This window comes from Candidatus Amarolinea aalborgensis (assembly GCF_900491745.1).
Taxonomy (GTDB): domain Bacteria; phylum Chloroflexota; class Anaerolineae; order SSC4; family Amarolineaceae; genus Amarolinea; species Amarolinea aalborgensis.
This window is the reverse complement of record NZ_UETR01000003.1, coordinates 91,318-110,842: the sequence shown is the minus strand read 5'-3', so window position 1 is coordinate 110,842 and position 19,525 is coordinate 91,318. Positions and strand designations below refer to the sequence as shown.

Here is a 19,525-nt window from a genome sequence, read left to right as displayed (position 1 = left end):
CGTCGTCTACGCCTCCGTGTCCCACGCGCGTGCCCGTTCGACCGCGCGCTGCCAGCGTGCGTAGCCCGCGTCACGCTGGTCAACCGTCAGCCGGGGCTCGAAGCGGGTGACTCCTTCGGGCAAGGGCGGCAAATGAGCAGGCGACTTCCAGGCGCCGCTGCCGATTCCAGCCAACATGGCGGCCGCGCGCGCGGTGGTCTCGCGGAACTGCGGGCGGATGGTCGGGATGCCGATGAGGTCAGCCTGAATCTGGCACGCTTCATCACTAGCCGAAACACCGCCCCCCAGGTGCAGCCGGTCCACATGCAGACCAGTTTCGGCCTGGATCGTTTCTAAAATAGCGCGCACCTGGTAGCCCAGGGCCTCGAGGAAGGCGCGCACGATGTGGGCGCGCGTGCTGCCCAGCGTCAAACCCAGAATGGTGCCGCGCGCGCGGTGATCGTTGTAGGGCACATTCAAGCCGGTGAAGGCGGGGACGAAGACGACGCCGCCGGCGTCGGCGACCGAGGCGGCCAGCGGCCCCACTTCATCGTCGCGATCGAACAGGCGCGCATTTTCGCGCATCCAACGGATGGCCGCGCCGGTGACCGCAGTGTCGGCCTCAAGGCAGTAGGTGAAGGCCGGGTCAGGGTCGGCGCCCTGCGCCAGCGCCCACGCAACGTAGACGTTGATCTTCTCCTGATCGGGCGCGCGATCGCCCAGGCAAACATCCACAAACGAGGCGGTGCCATGCGTACACTCCGCGTCGCCAGGGCGGCGGCAGTCATAGCCAAACAGAGCCGCCTGTTGATCGCCGATCATCGCCAGGACCGGTACGGCCGCGCTCGCACCGCCGGGCGCGCGGACCCGCACCGCGCCAAACTCATGCACCGTGGGCACAGCCGCCGGCAGCGGGTCCACGGGCACGCCCAGGCGTTCCAGCCAGGCGCGCCAATACTGGCGCGCGCGGAAATCGTAGAGGCCCATGGCCTGCACCAGGGAAAAGTCCATGGCGTGCTGCGCCGGCTGCCCCAAGGCGACCAGCAGCCACGCCGCGGACAATCCCAGCCGGAGATGTCCGGCGGCAGCGGCGTCAATCAGGATCTGATCGTTGCGCAAACGCCAGGCAAGGTGCAGCGCCGAGCTGTATGGGCCGGGCGAGTAGCCCAAGCGACGACGGCTCTGCGCATAGAGATCCCATGACCGCAGTTCATCGAGCAGGGGCAAGGTGCGCAGGTCTTGCCAGGTGATGGCGGGGGCCAGTGCCCGGCCGCTCACCGCATGCCAGGCAAAATCGGTGTTGCGCTGGCAGGCGATGCCGCAGGCCGCAATTTCCGCGGGATGACAGCCGGCTCGTCCAATTGCTTCGGTGATGGCAGCGGCCACCGTTTCAGCCACCGCCAGCGGGTCTTGTTCCACCCAACCAGGGTTGGGGTAGATACGCGCCAGGGGCCGATAGCCGTAGCCGCGCACCTGCCCCTGGTCATCCAGGATGAGGGCGCGACTGCCGCTGGTGCCCTGGTCGAGTCCGAGCAAAAAAGGTTTGGTTGGCATAGGTCTCAGATGGCGCCTGGCAGCAAATCGGCCAACTGGCGCAGGACGAACGTGGGGCGCACAGGCGACGCAGCCAGCATGGCGGCCGAGGTGGCGCCGGTCAAGGTCAATGCCGCCGCCATACCGGCATCAAGCCCCATCTTCACGTCGGTTTCCAGGCGGTCGCCGGTCATGATACACCGGTCAGGCGGCAGCGTCAAGACGCGCAGGACGGCTTCGGCCATGAAGGCCGACGGTTTGCCAACCACCACCTCCACCCGCGTGTTGGTGCAGGCTTCGATGGCGGCGATGACCGCAGCAGCGTCCGGTTGACCGCCGCCTGGCACCGGGCAGTAGCGATCGGCGTTGGTGGCAAAGAAGCGCGCCCCGCCGCGGATGGCGTCGAAGGCGATCTGCAGCTTGCGGTAGACCAGGGTGCGGTCGAAGCTGGCAATGACCGCGTCGACGCGCGAGGGGTCTTCTACCAACTCGAAACCAGCGGCTTCCAGGTCATGGCAGAGCGGCGCTTCGCCCACGACGAAGAGGCGGGCGCCGGGCAAATGCTGCTGCAGGAAATCCACCATCACCATGGAGGAATTGATGATATCCGACAAGGGCGTAGGCAGGCCTAAGCGCTCCAGCCGGTTCGCGTAATCTTGCTGGGTGTGCGTCGGATTGTTTGAGAGGAAGACGGTGCGCTTGCCCACGGCGCGTAGATGACTGATGGTCTCGCCGGCGCTGGGTAGGAGCGCGTCGCCCAGATAGACAGTGCCATCCAGGTCGAAGATGTACGCGTCGTACAGCTGCGTGGGGGTCATGTAATTTTCCATTGTACCAACTTTCGCGCGGCGCCCACAAAGAAAATTCTCTGCAATGCGCAGCGAAGGACGGTCAGGCGCGCGGCGGCGAGAGGTCGCCGCGAACCCGGCGCGGCCGTTATTTGAGGCCCGTTGTGGCGATACCTTCGACGAAATAGCGTTGGGCCAGGATGTAGACGAGCACCGTCGGCAAGATGGCGAGCGTCGCGCCGGCCATGATGTACGGCACATTGGCATGATAGCCGCCTTGCAGGTCGGCCAGGCCTTGCGTCACGACGTACATCTCCTTGTTATGGATGACCACCAGCGGCCAGATGAAGCTGTTCCAGGCGTAGAGGAAGCTGATGGTGGCCTGGGTCGCAATTGCGGGCATCGAAAGCGGCACGAAGATCCGCCACAGGATGGTGAAGCGGTTGGCGCCATCAATCACCGCGGCCTCCTCCAATTCGTTGGGAATGTTGCGAAAGAACTGGCGCATCAGGAAGGTGCCGTAGGCCGTGAAGAGCCAGGGAATGATCAGCGATTCATAACGGTCTACCCAGTTGAACAGCAGCATGAGCTTATACGTCGGAATCAGCACGACCATGAACGGAATCATGATGGTCCCTAGATACGCGCGAAAGAGTGCATCACGGCCAGGGAACTTGATGCGCGCAAAGGCAAAGCCGCCCATGACCGAGGTGAAAATCTGCCCGAGGACCACGCAGATGGTGATGAAGGCGGTGTTCAACATGTAGCGGCCCATGTTGATGGTGCTGAGCACAGCCTGATAGTTGGCCCATTCGAGCGAGGGGCCAAAGGGCGCCAAGATGTTGGCAAACGTGGACTGGTTGTCCTTGAGTGAGGTGGTGACCATGAAGAAGAAGGGATAGGCCATCACCGCGCCAACGATCATCAGGAAAGCGTAGAGCAGGATGCGCTGCCCCCACGGAATGGATTGACTACGGCCAAGCATGGATGAACCTCCCTTCTAGTCTTCGACTACCCAGCGCTGGGATGCGCGGAATTGAATGGTGGTGATGATGAAAATGATGGCGAACGACAGCCAGGCCAGGGCGCTGCCATAGCCCATTTGGAAGCGCTGAAAACCTTTTTGGTATAGATACATGACGATGGTCAGCGTGGCATTGGCGGGGCCGCCGCGGGTCATGATGTAAGGTTCTGCGAAAATCTGCAGCACTTCGATCAGATTTGTGACCAGAATGAAGAAGATCGTTGGCGTAATCAGGGGGATGATGATCTTGCGCAAAATGGTGCCGCGTGAAGCGCCATCCACCAGCGCAGCTTCGGTCAGGCTGTGCGGGACGCCTTGCAGCGCGGCCAGGAAGATCACCATATCATAACCAACCGTGCGCCAGGCGCTCATCAGGATGAGGGAAAAAAGAGCCCAATCGGGGTCGTTCAACCAGCCGATCAGGGGCTTGGCCAATTCGGTACCGAAGAGCCGGTTGATGAGCGTCGTAATACTGCCCAGGACGAAGTTGATGGCGCCGCTCTGGCGGTCGAAGATCCAGAGGTAAACCAGCGAGATGCCAACGACTGATGCCACCACCGGCAGGTAGTAGAGGCCGCGGAAGAAGGTCATGCCGCGCAGTTTGGAGTTGAGCAGATAGGCCAAAAAGAAAGCGGGAAGCACTGACAGGAGTAGCACGCCGCCGGCATAGACAAAGGTGTTGCGCAGCGCAACCCAGAAGAGCGGGTCGTTACTGGCGAGCAGTTTGCCCAGCGCGGCAAAGAAACCCTCTCCCTGGGCGATTGCCGTCTGATAGGCTGCGGGCTGAATCTGAAAGCCAAGGGCTTGCACGAAGTTACGCAGCCAGACGAATTTGGGCGGATTGAAGAGGTCCCAGTCGGTCAGGCTGTAATAGAGCGAGAGAATGAGGGGGCCGGCGAAAAAGATCAGGAAGCCCAAGATATTGGGTAGCAAGAAGAGAATTCCATCGAGGGCTTCGCGTCGTTGCCGGGATGCTGCACTCGATGCACGAACCGTGGCCGAAGCTGTCATGGACGTAGTCCTCCCTGGTTGCGAGAGATCGGAGATCGGAGATCGAAGGCGGGGAGGGAGCAGACTTCGGAAATCCTGAACGCAGGAGCGAACCGCGGCTGCGGCGGGACTTCCGAAGTCTTGCTCAATCGGTGCTACTTCTTGAACAAAGGATTGGCAGCCGCGCAGGCATCCTTGGCGATCTGCTCTGCGGTCGCCTTGCCGTTCAACAGCTTGTCAATGTTGGGCTGGTAGATGGCATCTACGATGTCACCCCAGTTGCCAGTCCACAAGGGAATCTCAGCCACGGCGTAGTCCGCGCCCTTGATGAACGCGGTGTTGTCTGCCGGCGGCTTGGAATCGAGGAACGCCTGCTTGGCACTGTCGGCCTTGTTGGACGGGATGTTGCTGCCCAAGGCGGCCACCTTTGCCTGCACGTCGGGGCTGGTCAGTTCCTTGATGACCTGCCACGCTGCATCGGCGTTCTTGGTCTTGGCGCTGACGACGTACGGTCCCCAGAAGAGCCAGGTCGTCTTGCCGCCTGGGCCTTGCGGCATCTCCACCACGCCCCAGTTGAACTTGGCATTCTGGCGCATGCCAGGCGTCATCCAGCGGCCGTTGGGGAACATGCCCACCTTGCCGGCCAGGAAGTCGGTCTCGCCCACGCCGCCCTCGGCGCCTGGAGGCGGTGCAACCTTGTACTTGTTGAAGAGATCGGACATGAACTGCAAGCCGGTGATCGAACCAGGCTGATCCAGGCCACAGGCGGTGCGATCGGCATTGAAGAGATTGCCGCCGCCGCCGTAGGCGAAGTAGCCCCAGAGGCCCCACCAGTTGCTGAAGCTGAAGCCGTAGGTGCCAGCGCCTTCATCACGGATGGCTTGGGCGGCCTTCAGGAAGTTGTCCCATGTCCACTCGCCCTTCGCGGCCTGCTCAGCCGGATCAGGCAGCCCCTTCGCCTTGAAGAGGTCCATGTTGTAGTAAATGACCATCGTGGAGATGTCGCGCGGCAGGCCCCACAGCTTGCCGTCATGCTGCAATTCCTTCATCGGCGCGTCATAGTAATCGGTCAGCTTGAAGGCGCTGTCCTTGGTCGCCATGGGCATGAGATCAAGCAGGACGCCTTTGCTGGCCAGGTCAGCCGTGCTGGCGCCAGGAATCCAGGTGATGTCCGGGGCAGTGCCAGCGGACAGCTCAGTTGTCAACTTGTCCATGTAGCCCTGCACCGGGGCTGGGTCGTACACCAGCTTGACGTTCGCCAGCTTGGCGTCAATCTCATCGCTGATCTTCTGATAGACGTTCTGCTCTTCCTGGTTGTCAGGACGCGTACGCCAGCGGATGGTGACTTCCGCGGCCGGTTGCGCGGGAGCCGTGGTAGGTTGTGCCGCGCCGCCACACGCAGTGAGCAAGGTGGCAGCAATGACCAATAGTACGAGCAATTTCTTCATCATCGTAGAAGCTCTCCTTCTGTCTACTAAACAGGGCTGTGACGTTGGCGCCGCAGATGGCGTTTTGGCACAAACGGACATCTGCTGCATCCATCGCATCATTCTCTCTCCATTTCGGGTGTCATCCTGAATGCGGGTGTTTTTCTTCCTAAGCGGCCTCCTTTCGGCTGTCAAAGTCAGGTCAAAACTGCAACCAACATTCGTCTCGGGGAGCGCCGGGGGCTGGATGGGCAGTTTGTGTCAATGGCTGATCGTCACGGTAACTGCAACCGGCCACAGCAGTTCAGGCAACTGGTCGCGTTGAGCCGCGCAAGACAAAGGTCGTCGGCAGAACCAGCGGCGCAAAACTTTCAGCGCCGTGCTCGATCAACTGCAGCAGGCGCTCGGCGGCGGTGCGTCCCAGGTCGAGCGAGGGCTGGTGGACGGTTGTCAACGCCGGATGCGAGTAGGCTGCCGAAGGGATGTCGTCAAAACCGACGATGGACAGATCGGCAGGGATGGCGAGACCAATCGCTTGCGCGTAGGCCATGAATCCAAGCGCCATGCGGTCGTTGACAGAAAAAACGGCGGTTGGCCGCTCAGGCTGCGCCAGCAGGTGAACGGCGGCCGCAAAGCCGCTCTCCTGCGTGAAGTCGCCGGCGGCCATCAGCGCCTGGGAGAAGCTCAGTCCATAATCGGATAGGGCATCGGTAAAGCCCTGGATACGCTGGCCGACCGCGGTGATCTCCGGCGGTCCGCCGATCAGGCCAATCCGGCGATGCCCCAAAGCCAGGAGGTGGGCCACGGCCAGGCGCGCGCCCTGGTAATCATCGGCATGAACCGTGTTCTGGTCGCCAAGCGGCGAAAAGTAGCCCAGGGCGACGGTGGGATAGGCGCGATGGCGCAGCTCGGCCGTCACGGGCCGCACGCTTTCCATTCCAACGACAATGGCGCCATCCACATAGTGGGTGTGCAGCAGGCGGCGCAATCCGCCCGCGGCGTCGTCGGATTGACGGGCGGTCATCAGGAGGATGCTGTGATCGTGCATCGTGGCGATATTCTCAACCCCGCGCAGGAACAGCATCAAATGTGGGTCATCGAAGAGATAATCAGACGCGTACGGAAAGGCCAAGCCGATGATATGCGTGCGCGATTGGCTCAGGCCGCGCGCCGCCAGGCTGGGGATGAAATCGAGGTCGGAAACGGCCGCCAGCACTTTGGCGCGCGTGCTGTCGCTCACATAGGGCGTGTTCGACAGTACTTTCGAGACCGTGGCCGTTGAGACCCCAGCCTGTCTCGCTACATCGTAGATCGTGACCGGCACGGGAACGCTCCTGCTTCTTCGCATCCAGCGGCCAGGATGGTCGTCTTGGCGACGCGGCCTGGTCATCCCGATTCAGCGCGCCATCAAAGGATCGTGGCGCCGTGACAACATTAAGCGGTTTACCAAAGAGACAAGCCGAGAAGCAATTTTTCAGAAACCGCTTAACTATGGAAATTCTATCATACACGATGTGGTTTGTCAAGATCCAAAATGAGGAATTTGAGGATCAGATCTGGAATCGCGCAGGAATCGCGAAGACGCCAAGACCGCAAAGTAAACCATCGGGCCTGGCGATCTTTGCGTCTGAGATTTCCTATTCTTCTATGCAAGAAGTCAAACGGAAGTTGCTCAGTTACTCATAGCGCAGGGCATCAATGGGGTTGAGGCGCGCGGCGCGATTGGCGGGATAGAGACCGAAGAAGATGCCAATGGCGAGGGAAACGGCGAGAGCCAAGATGATGCTTTGCGGCGTGACGAGGGCGCGGGTATTCCCCAACAAGGGTGAGATCAGCTGCGCACCGCCCACGCCAAGCAGCACGCCCACAGCGCCCCCGGTGATGCTGAGCACAACAGCTTCAGCCAGGAACTGGACAAGGATATCGCTGCGCTTGGCGCCGACCGCTTTGCGCAGACCAACCTCACGCGTGCGCTCGGTTACGCTGACAAGCATGATATTCATGATGCCGATGCCGCCGACGAGCAGTGAGATGGCGGCGATGCTCCCCAACAAGGTGGTAAAGGTGCCAGTCGTCTGGGCAACCGTGCTTAGAATATCGGCCTGGTTCTGCACGGTGAAATCGTTTTCCGCGCCGGTCTGCAGCCCATGCAGGGTGCGCAAAATCGCTGTGACTTCAGCCTGCGCCAGGTCCATCTCCGCGGCGGAGCGCACTTGCAGGCTGATGGAGCGCACCTGGGTGGTGCCTGCGCCGCCCAACTTGATCTGGGCCGTGCGCAGCGGCATGAACACGGTGTTATCCTGGTTGTTGAAACCGCTCTGCCCCTTGGTCTTCAGGACGCCCACCACTTCGTACGGCTGCCGGTTGATGCGCACGACCTCGCCTACCGGGTTGACCAGCGTGCTGCCAAACAGGTTCTCGACCACAGTCTGACCCAGGATCACCACCATGGCGAGATTCGTGTTGTCATCCGCGCTGATGAAGCGGCCGCGTTCCACGCTCCAATTACGCACGGCGGCGTAATCCGCCGTTACCCCACTGACGCTGGTGTTTGTCGTTTTGCCCTGGTAGACCACGGTGGCGTTTGTGCTGTAATCGGGCGCGATCAAATTGACCGAGGTTGCCAGCGCGCGGATAGCCTCTACATCCTTGTCGGTCAGTGGGCGCGTATTCTGCTGCAAGCCGTTGCGTGAAAAGCCGAAGTTCGTCCCTGCGGTGACAGTCAACAGGTTGGAGCCAAGCGATTGAAACTGACTGACGATCTGCGCCTGCGCGCCTTGCCCGACGGCTACCAGGGCAATCACCGCGGCCACGCCAATCACGACGCCTAACATGGTGAGGATGGAGCGCATTTTGTGCACCGTCAGCGCCGTCACCGCGACGCGCAAGACCATCATCAATTTTCGCATGGCGATCTTCTCCTATTACCGGCCAATGACCTGAATCCGAGGCCCGCCTTCAGGGCCGCCCAGGACGCCGCCTGCGCCGCGGAAGTTGAACGGGTTGGTGGACTGCGTGGCTGCGATCTGCATCACCACTTTGTCGCCGGGGTTGAGGCCGCGCACAATCTCGGTGTTCACCCCGTCGCTCAGCCCAATCTCCACCGGCACCGCCACCGGCGCGCCGCCCGGTTCGCTCGCATTGGGCACCAGCACCTGCACCAGACCCCCGCTGCGCTGCAGCGCCATCGTCGGCACCAACAACACCTGCGTCGCCTGACCAAGTTCGATCTTCACGTTCGCCGTCATCCCCACCAGCAGCGGCAGCTCCACCGCACCCGTCAGCGTGATCGGCACCGAATAGACCATCACATCCCCTTGCAGCGTCCCTTGCAGCGGCACCGACGCCACCCGCCCGCGCAGCGTCCGCCCCGGAAACGCATCGAATGTGATCGTCGCCGTCTGCCCGGCCGCCACTTGCCGAATCGTCGTCTCATCCACCGACGCCACGATCTGCAGCGTCTTCAGGTTCGCAACCGTCAGGATGCGCGTGTTGCTCGAAACCAAATCCCCCGCCTGCACATTCGTTTGCAGAATCGTCCCATCGAACGGCGCTGTCAGATTCGCTCCCGCCAACGCCGCCTCGGCATCGGCCACCGCCAGGCGCTTCTTGTCCACATCCGCCTGCGCCCCCGCCAACTTCACCGCATCCGGCCCTTTGTCCAAATCCGCCCGATTCTCAGCCGCCTCGGTCTGTGCGACCTGCGCCTGCTGCACGGCCAACTGCGCCTTCGCCATCGCCAGCTTGTCGCCCCCGGCCTGCGCATCCGCCAGCGCCTTCTGCGCATCCGCCAGCGCGACCTGCGCCTTGACGATCTCTGCGGCCGCGGCTTGCTGCGCCAATTGACGTTGGGCTTGCACGCGTCCCAGGTCAGCCTGCGCCTCGCCCAAGGCCGTCTGCTCATCGCTCAACTGCGTCACCTGTTCGGCGTTGGCCTTGCCATTGGCAATCAGCGCCTGCAGCTCTGCAATTCGACGCTGATGCCAGTCCACCGTGTACTGCAAATCGCGCTCACTCTTGGCCGAGGCATCGTGCTCAGCCAGCGTCTGCTGGACCTGCGCAAGGGTAAGTGCATCTGCGGCATCCTTGACGCTGTTGCGCAGGCGGCTCAAATCAGGCGCACGCAAGTTCGCCAGATCGTACGCGGCCTGCTGCTTATCATAGTCGGCTTTTGCAATCGCCAGGTCAGCCTTGGCGCGTGCCAGATCGGTGACCGATGCCTTAAGATCGGCCAGGTTCTCCTCGGCCGCCTGCAGATCGCTCTGGGCCTGGTCAAGGGCTTGCCGGTAGACCGCCGGGTCAATGGTCGCCAGCACCTGCGAGGCGGTCACCGTGTTGCCCGCAGCCACATCCAGCGTCGCCAACTTGGTCGTGCCGCTGAGCCGCGTGAAGGTCAGGTTCGCCTGCTGCACGGCCTCCACCTGCCCAACCACGCTCAAGCTGGCGCTGAGGTCGCCGCGCTGCACTTCGACGACCTGCGTGTAACCGCTGGTCGCCGCGCTGCTCGCCGTGGCGGCCGTGCGGCCGCGCAGAATTAGGAATCCACCGACGGCCGCGACCACCACGAGTACCCCAAGCGCTAAAGGCCAGATTCGATTTCGTTGCTGCATAACCGGTATACTCCTGTTAGCGGCCCGCAGGCTGGGTGCGCGGGGCGCCGCCGCCCAGGACGCCGCCAACGCCGCGGAAGTTGAACGGGTTGGTGGACTGCGTGGCTGCGATCTGCATCACCACTTTGTCGCCGGGGTTGAGGCCGCGCACAATCTCGGTGTTCACCCCGTCACTCAGCCCAATCTCCACCGGCACCGCCACCGGCGCGCCGCCCGGTTCGCTCGCATTGGGCACCAGCACCTGCACCAGACCCCCGCTGCGCTGCAGCGCCATCGTCGGCACCAACAACACCTGCGTCGCCTGACCAAGTTCGATCTTCACGTTCGCCGTCATCCCCACCAGCAGCGGCAGCTCCACCGCACCCGTCAGCGTGATCGGCACCGAATAGACCATCACATCCCCTTGCAGCGTCCCTTGCAGCGGCACCGACGCCACCCGCCCGCGCAGCGTCCGCCCCGGAAACGCATCGAATGTGATCGTCGCCGTCTGCCCGGCCGCCACTTGCCGAATCGTCGTCTCATCCACCGACGCCACGATCTGCAGCGTCTTCAGGTTCGCAACCGTCAGGATGCGCGTGTTGCTCGAAACCAAATCCCCCGCCTGCACATTCGTTTGCAGAATCGTCCCATCGAACGGCGCTGTCAGATTCGCTCCCGCCAACGCCGCCTCGGCATCGGCCACCGCCAGGCGCTTCTTGTCCACATCCGCCTGCGCCCCCGCCAACTTCACCGCATCCGGCCCTTTGTCCAAATCCGCCCGATTCTCAGCCGCCTCGGTCTGTGCGACCTGCGCCTGCTGCACGGCCAACTGCGCCTTCGCCATCGCCAGCTTGTCGCCCCCGGCCTGCGCATCCGCCAGCGCCTTCTGCGCATCCGCCAGCGCGACCTGCGCCTTGACGATCTCTGCGGCCGCGGCTTGCTGCGCCAATTGACGTTGGGCTTGCACGCGTCCCAGGTCAGCCTGCGCCTCGCCCAAGGCCGTCTGCTCATCGCTCAACTGCGTCACCTGTTCGGCGTTGGCCTTGCCATTGGCAATCAGCGCCTGCAGCTCTGCAATTCGACGCTGATGCCAGTCCACCGTGTACTGCAAATCGCGCTCACTCTTGGCCGAGGCATCGTGCTCAGCCAGCGTCTGCTGGACCTGCGCAAGGGTAAGTGCATCTGCGGCATCCTTGACGCTGTTGCGCAGGCGGCTCAAATCAGGCGCACGCAAGTTCGCCAGATCGTACGCGGCCTGCTGCTTATCATAGTCGGCTTTTGCAATCGCCAGGTCAGCCTTGGCGCGTGCCAGATCGGTGACCGATGCCTTAAGATCGGCCAGGTTCTCCTCGGCCGCCTGCAGATCGCTCTGGGCCTGGTCAAGGGCTTGCCGGTAGACCGCCGGGTCAATGGTCGCCAGCACCTGCGAGGCGGTCACCGTGTTGCCCGCAGCCACATCCAGCGTCGCCAACTTGGTCGTGCCGCTGAGCCGCGTGAAGGTCAGGTTCGCCTGCTGCACGGCCTCCACCTGCCCAACCACGCTCAGGCTGGCGCTGAGGTTGCCGCGCTGCACTTCGACGACCTGCGTGTAACCGCTGGTCGCCGCGCTGCTCGTCGTGGCGGCCGTGCGGCCGCGCAGGAATAGAAAGCCGCCGATGACGACAGCAACAATAACCAGCGTCAGCGCGGCAAGGCGCACTGCTTTCATATCAACCCCCGATCCGTCGGGCTTATTGGCCTGTTGGGGCAGCCCCGCCTGGACCAAACCGGCCAGCAGGCGCAACCTGGACCGAGCGTGCGGTAATGGTGCCATCGCTGCCGGGTGAACCAGACACAATGACCGTTTCGCCCTTTTGTAGATCTGTCACCTTGACCGATGCGTTCTTCTCAATCAGGGTCGTGTCAGTCACCTGCACCTGCGTCTGTTTACCATCGTTATCGGTCACGACCAGGACGCCATCGCGAATCTCTTCGATCTGCCCGAACAAGAAACCGGCCTGGCCGTTAGCGCGGCGTGCGTTTCCGGCCTGATTCGGGTCGCCAAATATGACGCCCGCGCCTGGCGCGCCGCCCGTACGCCGCGCCAGGAAATTGGCCTGCGCCTGGCTGCGACCATACAGCGTGCCGCCATAAAAACTACCTCCGGCCACCGCAACCAAAAGGACAACGCCGAGGACGATCTGCAGCGTTCGATTCATGGTTATTATGCTCCTCTGCTCAAGACAACATCCAGCGTTTCTTGCGAAAACGCTCTCCTCACTATACCACGAGATTGTTAAGATTCGGTAAAGACGGCGTTAATTCGCCGTTACCGCCGGTCGGGCGATTTGCGGTCAGGCTGCGCCCATACGGCGGCGCCAGACAACGGCCGCGCCGGCAAGAGCGACCAGCGCAATCAATCCTGCGGCCAGCAGCCAGCCGGTCGGCACCCCAGCTTGCGGCGTGAAACCGTTCACCGTCACAGTCGTCGGCGCGCCGAAGGTCACGCTGACTGGGCCGCAGAATGATGCGCCGGTCTCATGCGCCCTGCTGCTCCAACCTCCCCGCCAGCTATGCAGCGTTCAGCGTTCCGCCTTCAGCGTTTGTTCTGACAAGCCGCCGCGCGACGCAATTTGCCTCGCGGGCCGATTCGCCTATAATAAGCGCTCACCGTTTCGAGACCTCAGGGCGCCAGGGTGTGCGCCGCGCATCAATTGTTATGTCAACTGATAGGGAGGCTGAGTTCTGCTATGAAGTCATCGGTCCAATCGTCGTCGTCTCTTCAACGTCGCGTCGCCTTGATCGGCGGCGTGCTCCTCCTGCTGGCGCTGCTCGCCGGCGCGGTCATGGCTGCGCCCACCTGGCAGGATGACGGCCCCCAGGCGAAACTGCAACGCCAGGCGCAGGGCGCGCTGCGGGTTGATGTCAACCCGGTGACCGGCGCGGCCCGCTTTGTGGTCGCCGAGCAAGGCGCCCTCACATCGGAGTTTGCGGGCGTGGGCAGCCCCGAAGCTACAGCGCGTGCCTTCCTGGGCAGCTACGGCGCCCTCTTTGGATTGACTGACCAGGCCAGCCAGCTCAGCTTGACTTCGGTCAATTCGGACAAACTCAATCAAACGCATGTGCGCTTTGCCCAGCAGCAAAACGGCGTGCCCGTCTTTGGCGCTGACCTGATCGTGCACCTCGACGCCCAGGGCAATGTGCTCGCCGTCAACGGCTACACCCTACCAGACGCCGCCGCAGTCAACACCACCGCCGCCGCCAAGCCCAGTGTCGTGGACGTGGCTGGTCTGAGTCAGGTAGCCGCCGCCGATGCCTTCATCGCCGACCGCAGCCTGGTCATTCTGAACCCCGGCCTGATTACCGATCAGCCAAGCAGGAGCGGACTTGCCTTTCGCCTGCGGGTAGATTCGACGTCGCAGCCGCATCTGGCGATGTGGGTTTTTGTGGATGCGCAGTCGGCGGAGGTGCGCTTCAGCTACCCGGCTGTCACCGATGGCCGCAACCGCAACACCTATAATATGAAGCATGGCACGTCTTACACGTCGGCCACGCTGGCCCGCACAGAATCGCAGGGAGCGGTAACCACGGCGCCGAGCTGTACGCCAACCGACGTCAACAACGCGCACGACTATGCTGGCGACACCTATAACTTCTATTTCAACCGTTACGGTCGTGACTCCTACAACAACGCCGGCGGCGCGCTCAATTCCTACGTCTGCTACAGCTCCGGCTATCAGAACGCGTTCTGGGATGGCTCCAAGATGACCTATGGCGATGGTTTTGCCGCGGCCGATGACGTGGTCGCGCACGAGTTGAGCCACGGCGTTACCGAGTATTCCTCCGCTCTGGTCTATTCCAACCAGTCGGGCGCGCTCAATGAGAGCTACTCTGACATCTTCGGCGAAGCGGTTGACCTGACCAACACCGGCGGCAACGACAGCTCGGCCGTGCGCTGGGACATGGGCGAGGACATCCCCGGCATCGGCGCGATTCGCGACATGATGGACCCCACCCGCTTCAGCGATCCCGACCGCACCAACAGCACCTACTACTACTGCGGCACGTCTGACAGCGGCGGCGTCCACACCAACTCGGGCGTGCCCAATAAGGCCTTTGCCCTCATGGTAGATGGCGGCACCTTCAACGGCTATACCATCGCCGCGCTCGGCATGGACAAGTCGGCGGCGATTGAGTATCGTACGAACACGGTCTACCTGACGAGCTCGGCCAAGATGCTCGACAACTACAACGGGCTTATCCGCTCCTGCGGTGATCTCTACGGCGCAGCATCGGCTGACTGCACCAATGTGCGCAACGCGCTGGAAGCGGTCAAGATGAACGGGCCGATCTGCGGATCTGGCGGCGCCACCGCGACGCCAAGCAGCGCCACGGCAACGCCGACGCGCACGCCCACGTCGGCCGCTACCGCAACGCGCACGCCCACACCGGCAGCCGCAACAGCCACGCCCACGCCAGGCGCTGCGACGGCGACGCCGACGCGCACGCCCACACCCTCTGGCTCTGGCGCGATCGTCAATCCAGGCTTCGAGTCAGGCCGCAACGTCGGCTGGGCTGAATCAGATACCTTCGGGTACGCGCTGGTTAGCACCGGCGCCGCCCACCTCGGCTCCTGGCGCGCCTGGCTGGGCGGCGCCAACAACGACACGGCTGAAATCAGCCAGGTCATCGTGGTGCCCGCCACGGGCGGCACGCTGAGCTACTGGTATCGCATCGCCTCGACGGACGTGTGCGGTTATGACTATGGCCGCGTGCGCATCAACACCACCGATATCAAGAGCTACAACCTGTGCTCGTCCAATGCCACCACGAACTTTGTGCAGGGCACCGTCAGCCTGGCGGCGTATGCGGGACAAACCGTCACGTTGCGCTTCCGCGCCACCACGGACGCGTCGTACAGCAGTTCCTTCTACATTGACGATGTCGCGTTGACCGTGCCGTTCATCGGCGACGACCAACCGGATCCGCATGCTGGCTCTGCACCTGCGCAGCGCCTGCCCAAGCCGTCCGGCCCCGAACCGACTGAAGAACGCAGCCGGCCGGCCAGCGAGTAAGCTCCGCAGCCCGTAACAAAAACACCACCCTTGCGCCGCTGGGCATGAGGGTGGTGTTTTTCGTGCAAAGTGTCTGCAATCTTCAATCTGCAATCTTCAATCAAGCACCCGCCTTCGCGTCTTCAATCATCTTCTGCCACTTGACGTTATCCGCGCCCAGTTGGAAATGCGCCGAGGGCACGGCAGCGCCGTCGAAGACGATGTCCATGTGCTCGCCCAGGCCGAGGAAGCCCATGTCACGCGGGGTTATCGCGCCGACCTGCGCCAGCGGCACATCCAGCAGCAGCTGGTGGATCGTCTCCGATGCGGTGGTGATGAACAGGAACTTCTTGGTGGCTACCTTCTCGTTCTGCTCGAACAACAGGCGCCGCGTGGTCAGGAAGATAAAGCCGTCGGGATCATCATCGGCCTTCTTGTCGCCGTGACGGAACCAGGCCGCGCGCTCCACGGCCACCGGCGATTCCCCGGGCTGCAGCTTGAAGGTCGCCTCGGCGAACAGCTTGAGCATGTCGTTGATAGTGCTGAGCCGCGCCTCCAGCGCCTTGGCCTGCTCAGCGGGCGCCTTGAGCAGCGCCGCGATGCTTTCCGCAAGCGTTTTCAACCGCTTTTCGACGGCATCCAGCGTGGTCCTGACCACGGCCACCATGGGCTGCGCCACGGCGGGGTTGGTCGAAGCGGCCACCATCATCAACATGCGGCTTTCCAACGGTTGTAGGCTGGCCGCCAGCGCGGGCGCCTGCTCATCCATCTGCTTGACAGCCGCGGCCTGCGCCTGCGCCCACTGCCCGTTCAGGCTGCTCACACCCTCATCGAGGCCCTTGTCCAGCGTGTAGCCCCGCCCACGCACGGAAGTCAACGTATCGGCCACGGCCTTCACCTGGTCAGCGGCCTGGCTCACCTGCTGGCGCAGATCGCCCAATTTGACTTTATTCTGCAAGTCTTCATAGCGCGCCTGCAGCTCGTTGATATCCTTCGCCAGTTGCTCCATCGGGCTGAGCGCAGGGGCTGGCGTCGCCTTATCATCAATGGCTTGATTGGGCATGGTTTTTGATACTCCTCTGATTTTCAATCTTGCCAGGGCATCCTGGCGATTTGCTTACGGCAAGTATGACTCGTCGCCGTAAAGAGATCGTAAAAGATGCTTAAGGACGAGGCAAAGAAGAGCGTGCAGACGACGGCCGGGGCGCTATCCGAAGCGCGGCTCTGGTCGGCCGCGCACGCCGGGCATGGCGACGAAGAGATCGCCCGCCATCGGCGCCGCCGCTCGCTGCGCAGGCGTCAGCCCATCCCAGGCTGAGGTGATGAATAACTGATCGAGCTGCGGCCCGCCAAACATAACGCTCGTCGGATTTGGCGCCGGTATACGCAGGATGCGCGCCGGCCGGCCTGCGGGATCATAGCACACCACTTGCCCACCGCCCCAACACGCGCTCCACACGCCCCCCTCCGCGTCTACGGTCAGCCCGTCTGGCGTGCCGAACTCCGGCGGCGGCTGCACGAAGACGCGGCGATTGGACACCTCCCCGCTGGGCAGGTCGAAATCGTAGGCGTAGATCGTGCGCACGCCGGAATCGGTGAAATACATCGTCTTGTCGTCTGGGCTCCAGCCGATGCCGTTCGCACAGCCGACCTCGGTTTCGATCGTGCGTAGATGACCGTCCGGCTGCAGGCAGTAGAGCGCGCCTAGCCTCTGTCCCCAGACCGAGGGCGCGTCGCCGTAGGTGCCGGCCCACCAGCGGCCGCAGCGATCCACGGCGGCGTCATTGAAGCGGTTGAGGGGCCGGTCCGGCTCCGGATTGACGAGCGGCGTCAGGCGGCCAGCCGCTTCATCCCACGCCTGCAAGCCTGCGCTGGTTGCCAGCAGCAGCCCACCCTCAGCTCGCAGCGTCAGCGCGGCCACCGTCACGCCGACGTCCACGCGCCTCAGCGCGGCGGTCGCAGGAGACCAGCGGTAGTAGCAGCGCCCACGGATGTCCACGAAGTAGAGGGTCTGCGTCGCCGCATCCCACAACGGCCCTTCGCCTAGCTCGCACTGCGTGGCGAGGACACGTTCGACCTCAGTCATGCCTGACTCCCTCATTTATTGCCATGTATCCAGCCAATAATCGGCCATACTGTAGTTGAGGCGCCGGTCAGGCTGGACTACTGGCACGCATGCCAACTACTGGCACTCTGAGATGCTTTTTGACGCGCAGGCTACCCGCGGCCAACATGCGATCAATGGCATCGAGCGTCGTGGCATGATAGTAGCGCTCACCGCACTCTTGGCAGACTTCAGCTTCGACATCGTCTACGATATAAAGTTGTTGTCGGAGCCAATGGATCTTGCGGACCTTCTTCCTGATCGTCTGGCCCCCGCAGAACTCACAAATCATAATCCACATCTCTTCTTCGGCGTAGGCGGACAAGTCGTAGCGCCTATCAATCACCAGTTGGCGAATCCGTTGCAAGGCACTCATCCTGCTTCACTCCGCGCGAACCAGTCGTATCTGGCACGGATTGTAGCACCTGGGCAGCAGAGCGTCAACTGGCCGAAATTGATCAGGCAGCACCTCACCGACCCGGTTCGTTTGACTTTTGCTCCTATGTGCATATAATCGGGCGACATCCTCGGCCCGTCCAGAAAAAGGCTTTCTTCTGGGCGTGCAATTGCCGGCCCGCTCGGCGGTGCAGGAATTCAGACCGCAGAAAGGGCGCTCATGCCAATCCGCAAAATTTACCTGGTGCAGCCCGGCCGCGACGGACGCTTCCTCGGCCGCGGCACCATGGCGCCGTACACGTTGATGCGCCTGGCTTCGCTTGTCCCGGACGCCGTGGATGTGCAGATCATTGACGAAGATCTGCGGCCGCTGCCGTTCGACGAGCTTGGCCCGCAGGACCTGGTGGGGATCACGGCCAAAACCCTGCAGATTGACCGCGCGCGCTGGATCGCCACGCGCGCGCAAGCACGCGGGGCAAAGGTCGTCATTGGCGGCACACATGCCACGCTGGCGCCAGATGAGGTGGCCGCCTGGGCTGACTGCGTCGCCGTGGGTGAGGCCTATCGCACCTGGCCGCAGATGATTGCCGATTTTGACCGCGGCCAGCTGCAGCCGTCTTACGTGGACACGGAATGGGCCAACCTTGATTTCCTGCCGCCCCTGGCCGGCCGCGTGCTGCAGCAGGTGGATGAAAACCGCAATTACTGGACGCCGTACATGGAGATTACGCGCGGCTGTCCTCGCAGCTGCACGTTCTGCACTGCGATCCGGGTTTCGGGTGCGGTCATGCGCCTGCGCCCGGTGGAGCAAGTCGTCGAAGAAATCGAGCGCCGCGGCATCAAGCGCTTTTTCCTGACCGACGACAACTTTGGTCTGAACTTTCGGCTGCATCCCGAGTACATGGAGCAGCTCTTTAAGGCGCTGGCGCGGCTGCCGCTGCACGGCTGGACGTGCCAGGCCGAGCTGCTCGTGGGCGACTATCCTGATCTGCTCAAACTGGCCCGACAGGCGCACCTGGACAAGTTCTTCATTGGTTTCGAGAGCGCCAACCCAAGCAACCGGCGTGAACTGGGCGGCAAGGCCAAGGGCAATATCGAGCGCTACCGTGAGGTCATTCAGCGCGTCCATGACGCGGGCATCGGCGTCGTGGGATTGTTCGTCTTCGGCTTCGATGGCGACACCCCGCAGATCTTCCAAAGCACCTATGACTTCATCCGCAGCAGCGGCCTCGACGGCGTCAGCATCACTGTTCTGACGCCCTACGTGGGCACACCGCAGCGCGCCAAGTGGATCGAAGAAAATCGCCTGCTGCCGGACGTGCCCTGGTCGCTTTACGACACCAACCATGTCACCTATTACCCCGCGCAGATGACCCATGAGCAGCTGGCGCAGGGCTATGACTGGCTGTCGCGCAAACTGTACGGTTGGAACAGCATTGCCAGCCGCGGCCTGCGTCAGCTCGCGCGCTACCCTGTGCGCGATTGGCCGCGTAAGGCCTTCAGCAGTTTCAGCACCGATTTCGGCTATCGTCTCGAATGTAATCACCGCGAGTGGGTGCCGGCCAGCGACGGGATCGGCCACCGGGTGCGCAACAGCATCCCGCAAGCCGTGGTCCCCGTCACTGAAGCCGTCTGATCCCCATCATTTGACCTGAAAATGAA

Annotated in this window: 17 protein-coding genes; 3 read left to right on the top strand and 14 right to left on the bottom strand. The window is 62.7% G+C overall.

Annotated elements, in window-relative coordinates; translation table 11 throughout:
- Positions 1 to 6 precede the first annotated feature (6 nt).
- From ACPQ6D_RS05260 to ACPQ6D_RS05235, 6 genes are all read right to left on the bottom strand, one after another.
- Entirely contained in the window at positions 7 to 1,533 is a 1,527-nt protein-coding gene (locus tag ACPQ6D_RS05260) for an FGGY family carbohydrate kinase (protein WP_423223254.1), read from the bottom strand.
- A gap of 5 nt (positions 1,534 to 1,538) precedes the next feature.
- Positions 1,539 to 2,330 carry an HAD-IIA family hydrolase gene (locus tag ACPQ6D_RS05255; RefSeq protein ID WP_423223253.1) on the bottom strand — a complete coding sequence of 264 codons (792 nt, stop codon included), beginning with the start codon at positions 2,328 to 2,330 and terminating at the stop codon, positions 1,539 to 1,541.
- 118 nt (positions 2,331 to 2,448) lie between these two features.
- Positions 2,449 to 3,285 carry a carbohydrate ABC transporter permease gene (locus ACPQ6D_RS05250; protein WP_423223252.1) on the bottom strand — a complete coding sequence of 279 codons (837 nt, stop codon included), beginning with the start codon at positions 3,283 to 3,285 and terminating at the stop codon, positions 2,449 to 2,451.
- Between the two features lie 15 nt (positions 3,286 to 3,300).
- The gene (locus tag ACPQ6D_RS05245) at positions 3,301 to 4,335 is read right to left on the bottom strand and encodes a carbohydrate ABC transporter permease (RefSeq protein ID WP_423223251.1); all 1,035 of its coding nucleotides are present in this window, start codon (positions 4,333 to 4,335) and stop codon (positions 3,301 to 3,303) included.
- A 134-nt stretch (positions 4,336 to 4,469) separates the two neighbouring features.
- A complete protein-coding gene (locus ACPQ6D_RS05240; protein WP_423223250.1) occupies positions 4,470 to 5,765 on the bottom strand; it encodes an ABC transporter substrate-binding protein in 1,296 nt (431 codons plus the stop codon).
- Positions 5,766 to 6,045: 280 nt separating this feature from the next.
- On the bottom strand, positions 6,046 to 7,065 hold the full coding sequence (locus tag ACPQ6D_RS05235; RefSeq protein WP_423223249.1) for a LacI family DNA-binding transcriptional regulator: 1,020 nt from the start codon (positions 7,063 to 7,065) through the stop codon (positions 6,046 to 6,048).
- A 101-nt stretch (positions 7,066 to 7,166) separates the two neighbouring features.
- Between ACPQ6D_RS05235 and ACPQ6D_RS05230 the strand changes: the two genes are divergently transcribed.
- The gene (locus tag ACPQ6D_RS05230; protein ID WP_423223248.1) at positions 7,167 to 7,427 is read left to right on the top strand and encodes a hypothetical protein; all 261 of its coding nucleotides are present in this window, start codon (positions 7,167 to 7,169) and stop codon (positions 7,425 to 7,427) included.
- Here ACPQ6D_RS05230 and ACPQ6D_RS05225 read toward each other — a convergent pair.
- From ACPQ6D_RS05225 to ACPQ6D_RS05205, 5 genes are all read right to left on the bottom strand, one after another.
- Positions 7,418 to 8,650 carry an ABC transporter permease gene (locus ACPQ6D_RS05225; RefSeq protein WP_423223247.1) on the bottom strand — a complete coding sequence of 411 codons (1,233 nt, stop codon included), beginning with the start codon at positions 8,648 to 8,650 and terminating at the stop codon, positions 7,418 to 7,420. The genes ACPQ6D_RS05230 and ACPQ6D_RS05225 overlap by 10 nt on opposite strands.
- Positions 8,651 to 8,665: 15 nt before the next feature.
- Positions 8,666 to 10,351 (bottom strand): efflux RND transporter periplasmic adaptor subunit, encoded by a 1,686-nt coding sequence (locus tag ACPQ6D_RS05220; RefSeq protein ID WP_423223246.1) that lies wholly within the window; start codon positions 10,349 to 10,351, stop codon positions 8,666 to 8,668.
- Positions 10,352 to 10,367: 16 nt separating this feature from the next.
- A complete protein-coding gene (locus ACPQ6D_RS05215; protein ID WP_423223245.1) occupies positions 10,368 to 12,038 on the bottom strand; it encodes an efflux RND transporter periplasmic adaptor subunit in 1,671 nt (556 codons plus the stop codon).
- A 22-nt stretch (positions 12,039 to 12,060) separates the two neighbouring features.
- Positions 12,061 to 12,528, bottom strand: a complete 468-nt coding sequence (locus ACPQ6D_RS05210; RefSeq protein WP_423223244.1) for a DUF5666 domain-containing protein — start codon at positions 12,526 to 12,528, stop codon at positions 12,061 to 12,063.
- Positions 12,529 to 12,663: 135 nt separating this feature from the next.
- Positions 12,664 to 12,786 (bottom strand): LPXTG cell wall anchor domain-containing protein, encoded by a 123-nt coding sequence (locus tag ACPQ6D_RS05205; RefSeq protein WP_423223243.1) that lies wholly within the window; start codon positions 12,784 to 12,786, stop codon positions 12,664 to 12,666.
- Between the two features lie 273 nt (positions 12,787 to 13,059).
- On the opposite strand from ACPQ6D_RS05205, the gene ACPQ6D_RS05200 reads away from it, so the two are divergent.
- Positions 13,060 to 15,384 (top strand): M4 family metallopeptidase, encoded by a 2,325-nt coding sequence (locus ACPQ6D_RS05200; protein WP_423223242.1) that lies wholly within the window; start codon positions 13,060 to 13,062, stop codon positions 15,382 to 15,384.
- 100 nt (positions 15,385 to 15,484) lie between these two features.
- On the opposite strand, the gene ACPQ6D_RS05195 is transcribed toward ACPQ6D_RS05200, so the two are convergent.
- The 3 genes from ACPQ6D_RS05195 to ACPQ6D_RS05185 all read right to left on the bottom strand — a co-directional run bounded on the left by ACPQ6D_RS05195 (position 15,485) and on the right by ACPQ6D_RS05185 (position 17,843).
- Positions 15,485 to 16,426, bottom strand: a complete 942-nt coding sequence (locus ACPQ6D_RS05195) for a hypothetical protein (protein ID WP_423223241.1) — start codon at positions 16,424 to 16,426, stop codon at positions 15,485 to 15,487.
- 144 nt (positions 16,427 to 16,570) lie between these two features.
- Complete coding sequence (locus ACPQ6D_RS05190; protein WP_423223240.1) at positions 16,571 to 17,449, bottom strand: SMP-30/gluconolactonase/LRE family protein; 879 nt, start codon at positions 17,447 to 17,449, stop codon at positions 16,571 to 16,573.
- Positions 17,450 to 17,516: 67 nt separating this feature from the next.
- Positions 17,517 to 17,843, bottom strand: a complete 327-nt coding sequence (locus tag ACPQ6D_RS05185) for a YgiT-type zinc finger protein (protein WP_423223239.1) — start codon at positions 17,841 to 17,843, stop codon at positions 17,517 to 17,519.
- Between the two features lie 240 nt (positions 17,844 to 18,083).
- Between ACPQ6D_RS05185 and ACPQ6D_RS05180 the strand changes: the two genes are divergently transcribed.
- Positions 18,084 to 19,499 (top strand): B12-binding domain-containing radical SAM protein, encoded by a 1,416-nt coding sequence (locus tag ACPQ6D_RS05180; protein WP_423223238.1) that lies wholly within the window; start codon positions 18,084 to 18,086, stop codon positions 19,497 to 19,499.
- The last annotated feature ends 26 nt before the right edge of the window (positions 19,500 to 19,525 follow it).

Bases quoted from the DNA above. Each gene is read 5' to 3' on its own strand.
- ACPQ6D_RS05245 (WP_423223251.1), bottom strand. From the start codon at position 4,335: ATGACAGCTTCGGCCACGGTTCGTGCATCGAGTGCAGCATCCCGGCAA.
- ACPQ6D_RS05195 (WP_423223241.1), bottom strand. From the start codon at position 16,426: ATGCCCAATCAAGCCATTGATGATAAGGCGACGCCAGCCCCTGCGCTC.
- ACPQ6D_RS05250 (WP_423223252.1), bottom strand. From the start codon at position 3,285: ATGCTTGGCCGTAGTCAATCCATTCCGTGGGGGCAGCGCATCCTGCTC.
- ACPQ6D_RS05260 (WP_423223254.1), bottom strand. From the start codon at position 1,533: ATGCCAACCAAACCTTTTTTGCTCGGACTCGACCAGGGCACCAGCGGC.
- ACPQ6D_RS05190 (WP_423223240.1), bottom strand. From the start codon at position 17,449: ATGACTGAGGTCGAACGTGTCCTCGCCACGCAGTGCGAGCTAGGCGAA.
- ACPQ6D_RS05225 (WP_423223247.1), bottom strand. From the start codon at position 8,650: ATGCGAAAATTGATGATGGTCTTGCGCGTCGCGGTGACGGCGCTGACG.
- ACPQ6D_RS05255 (WP_423223253.1), bottom strand. From the start codon at position 2,330: ATGACCCCCACGCAGCTGTACGACGCGTACATCTTCGACCTGGATGGC.
- ACPQ6D_RS05215 (WP_423223245.1), bottom strand. From the start codon at position 12,038: ATGAAAGCAGTGCGCCTTGCCGCGCTGACGCTGGTTATTGTTGCTGTC.
- ACPQ6D_RS05210 (WP_423223244.1), bottom strand. From the start codon at position 12,528: ATGAATCGAACGCTGCAGATCGTCCTCGGCGTTGTCCTTTTGGTTGCG.
- ACPQ6D_RS05185 (WP_423223239.1), bottom strand. From the start codon at position 17,843: ATGAGTGCCTTGCAACGGATTCGCCAACTGGTGATTGATAGGCGCTAC.
- ACPQ6D_RS05200 (WP_423223242.1), top strand. From the start codon at position 13,060: ATGAAGTCATCGGTCCAATCGTCGTCGTCTCTTCAACGTCGCGTCGCC.
- ACPQ6D_RS05240 (WP_423223250.1), bottom strand. From the start codon at position 5,765: ATGATGAAGAAATTGCTCGTACTATTGGTCATTGCTGCCACCTTGCTC.
- ACPQ6D_RS05220 (WP_423223246.1), bottom strand. From the start codon at position 10,351: ATGCAGCAACGAAATCGAATCTGGCCTTTAGCGCTTGGGGTACTCGTG.
- ACPQ6D_RS05180 (WP_423223238.1), top strand. From the start codon at position 18,084: ATGCCAATCCGCAAAATTTACCTGGTGCAGCCCGGCCGCGACGGACGC.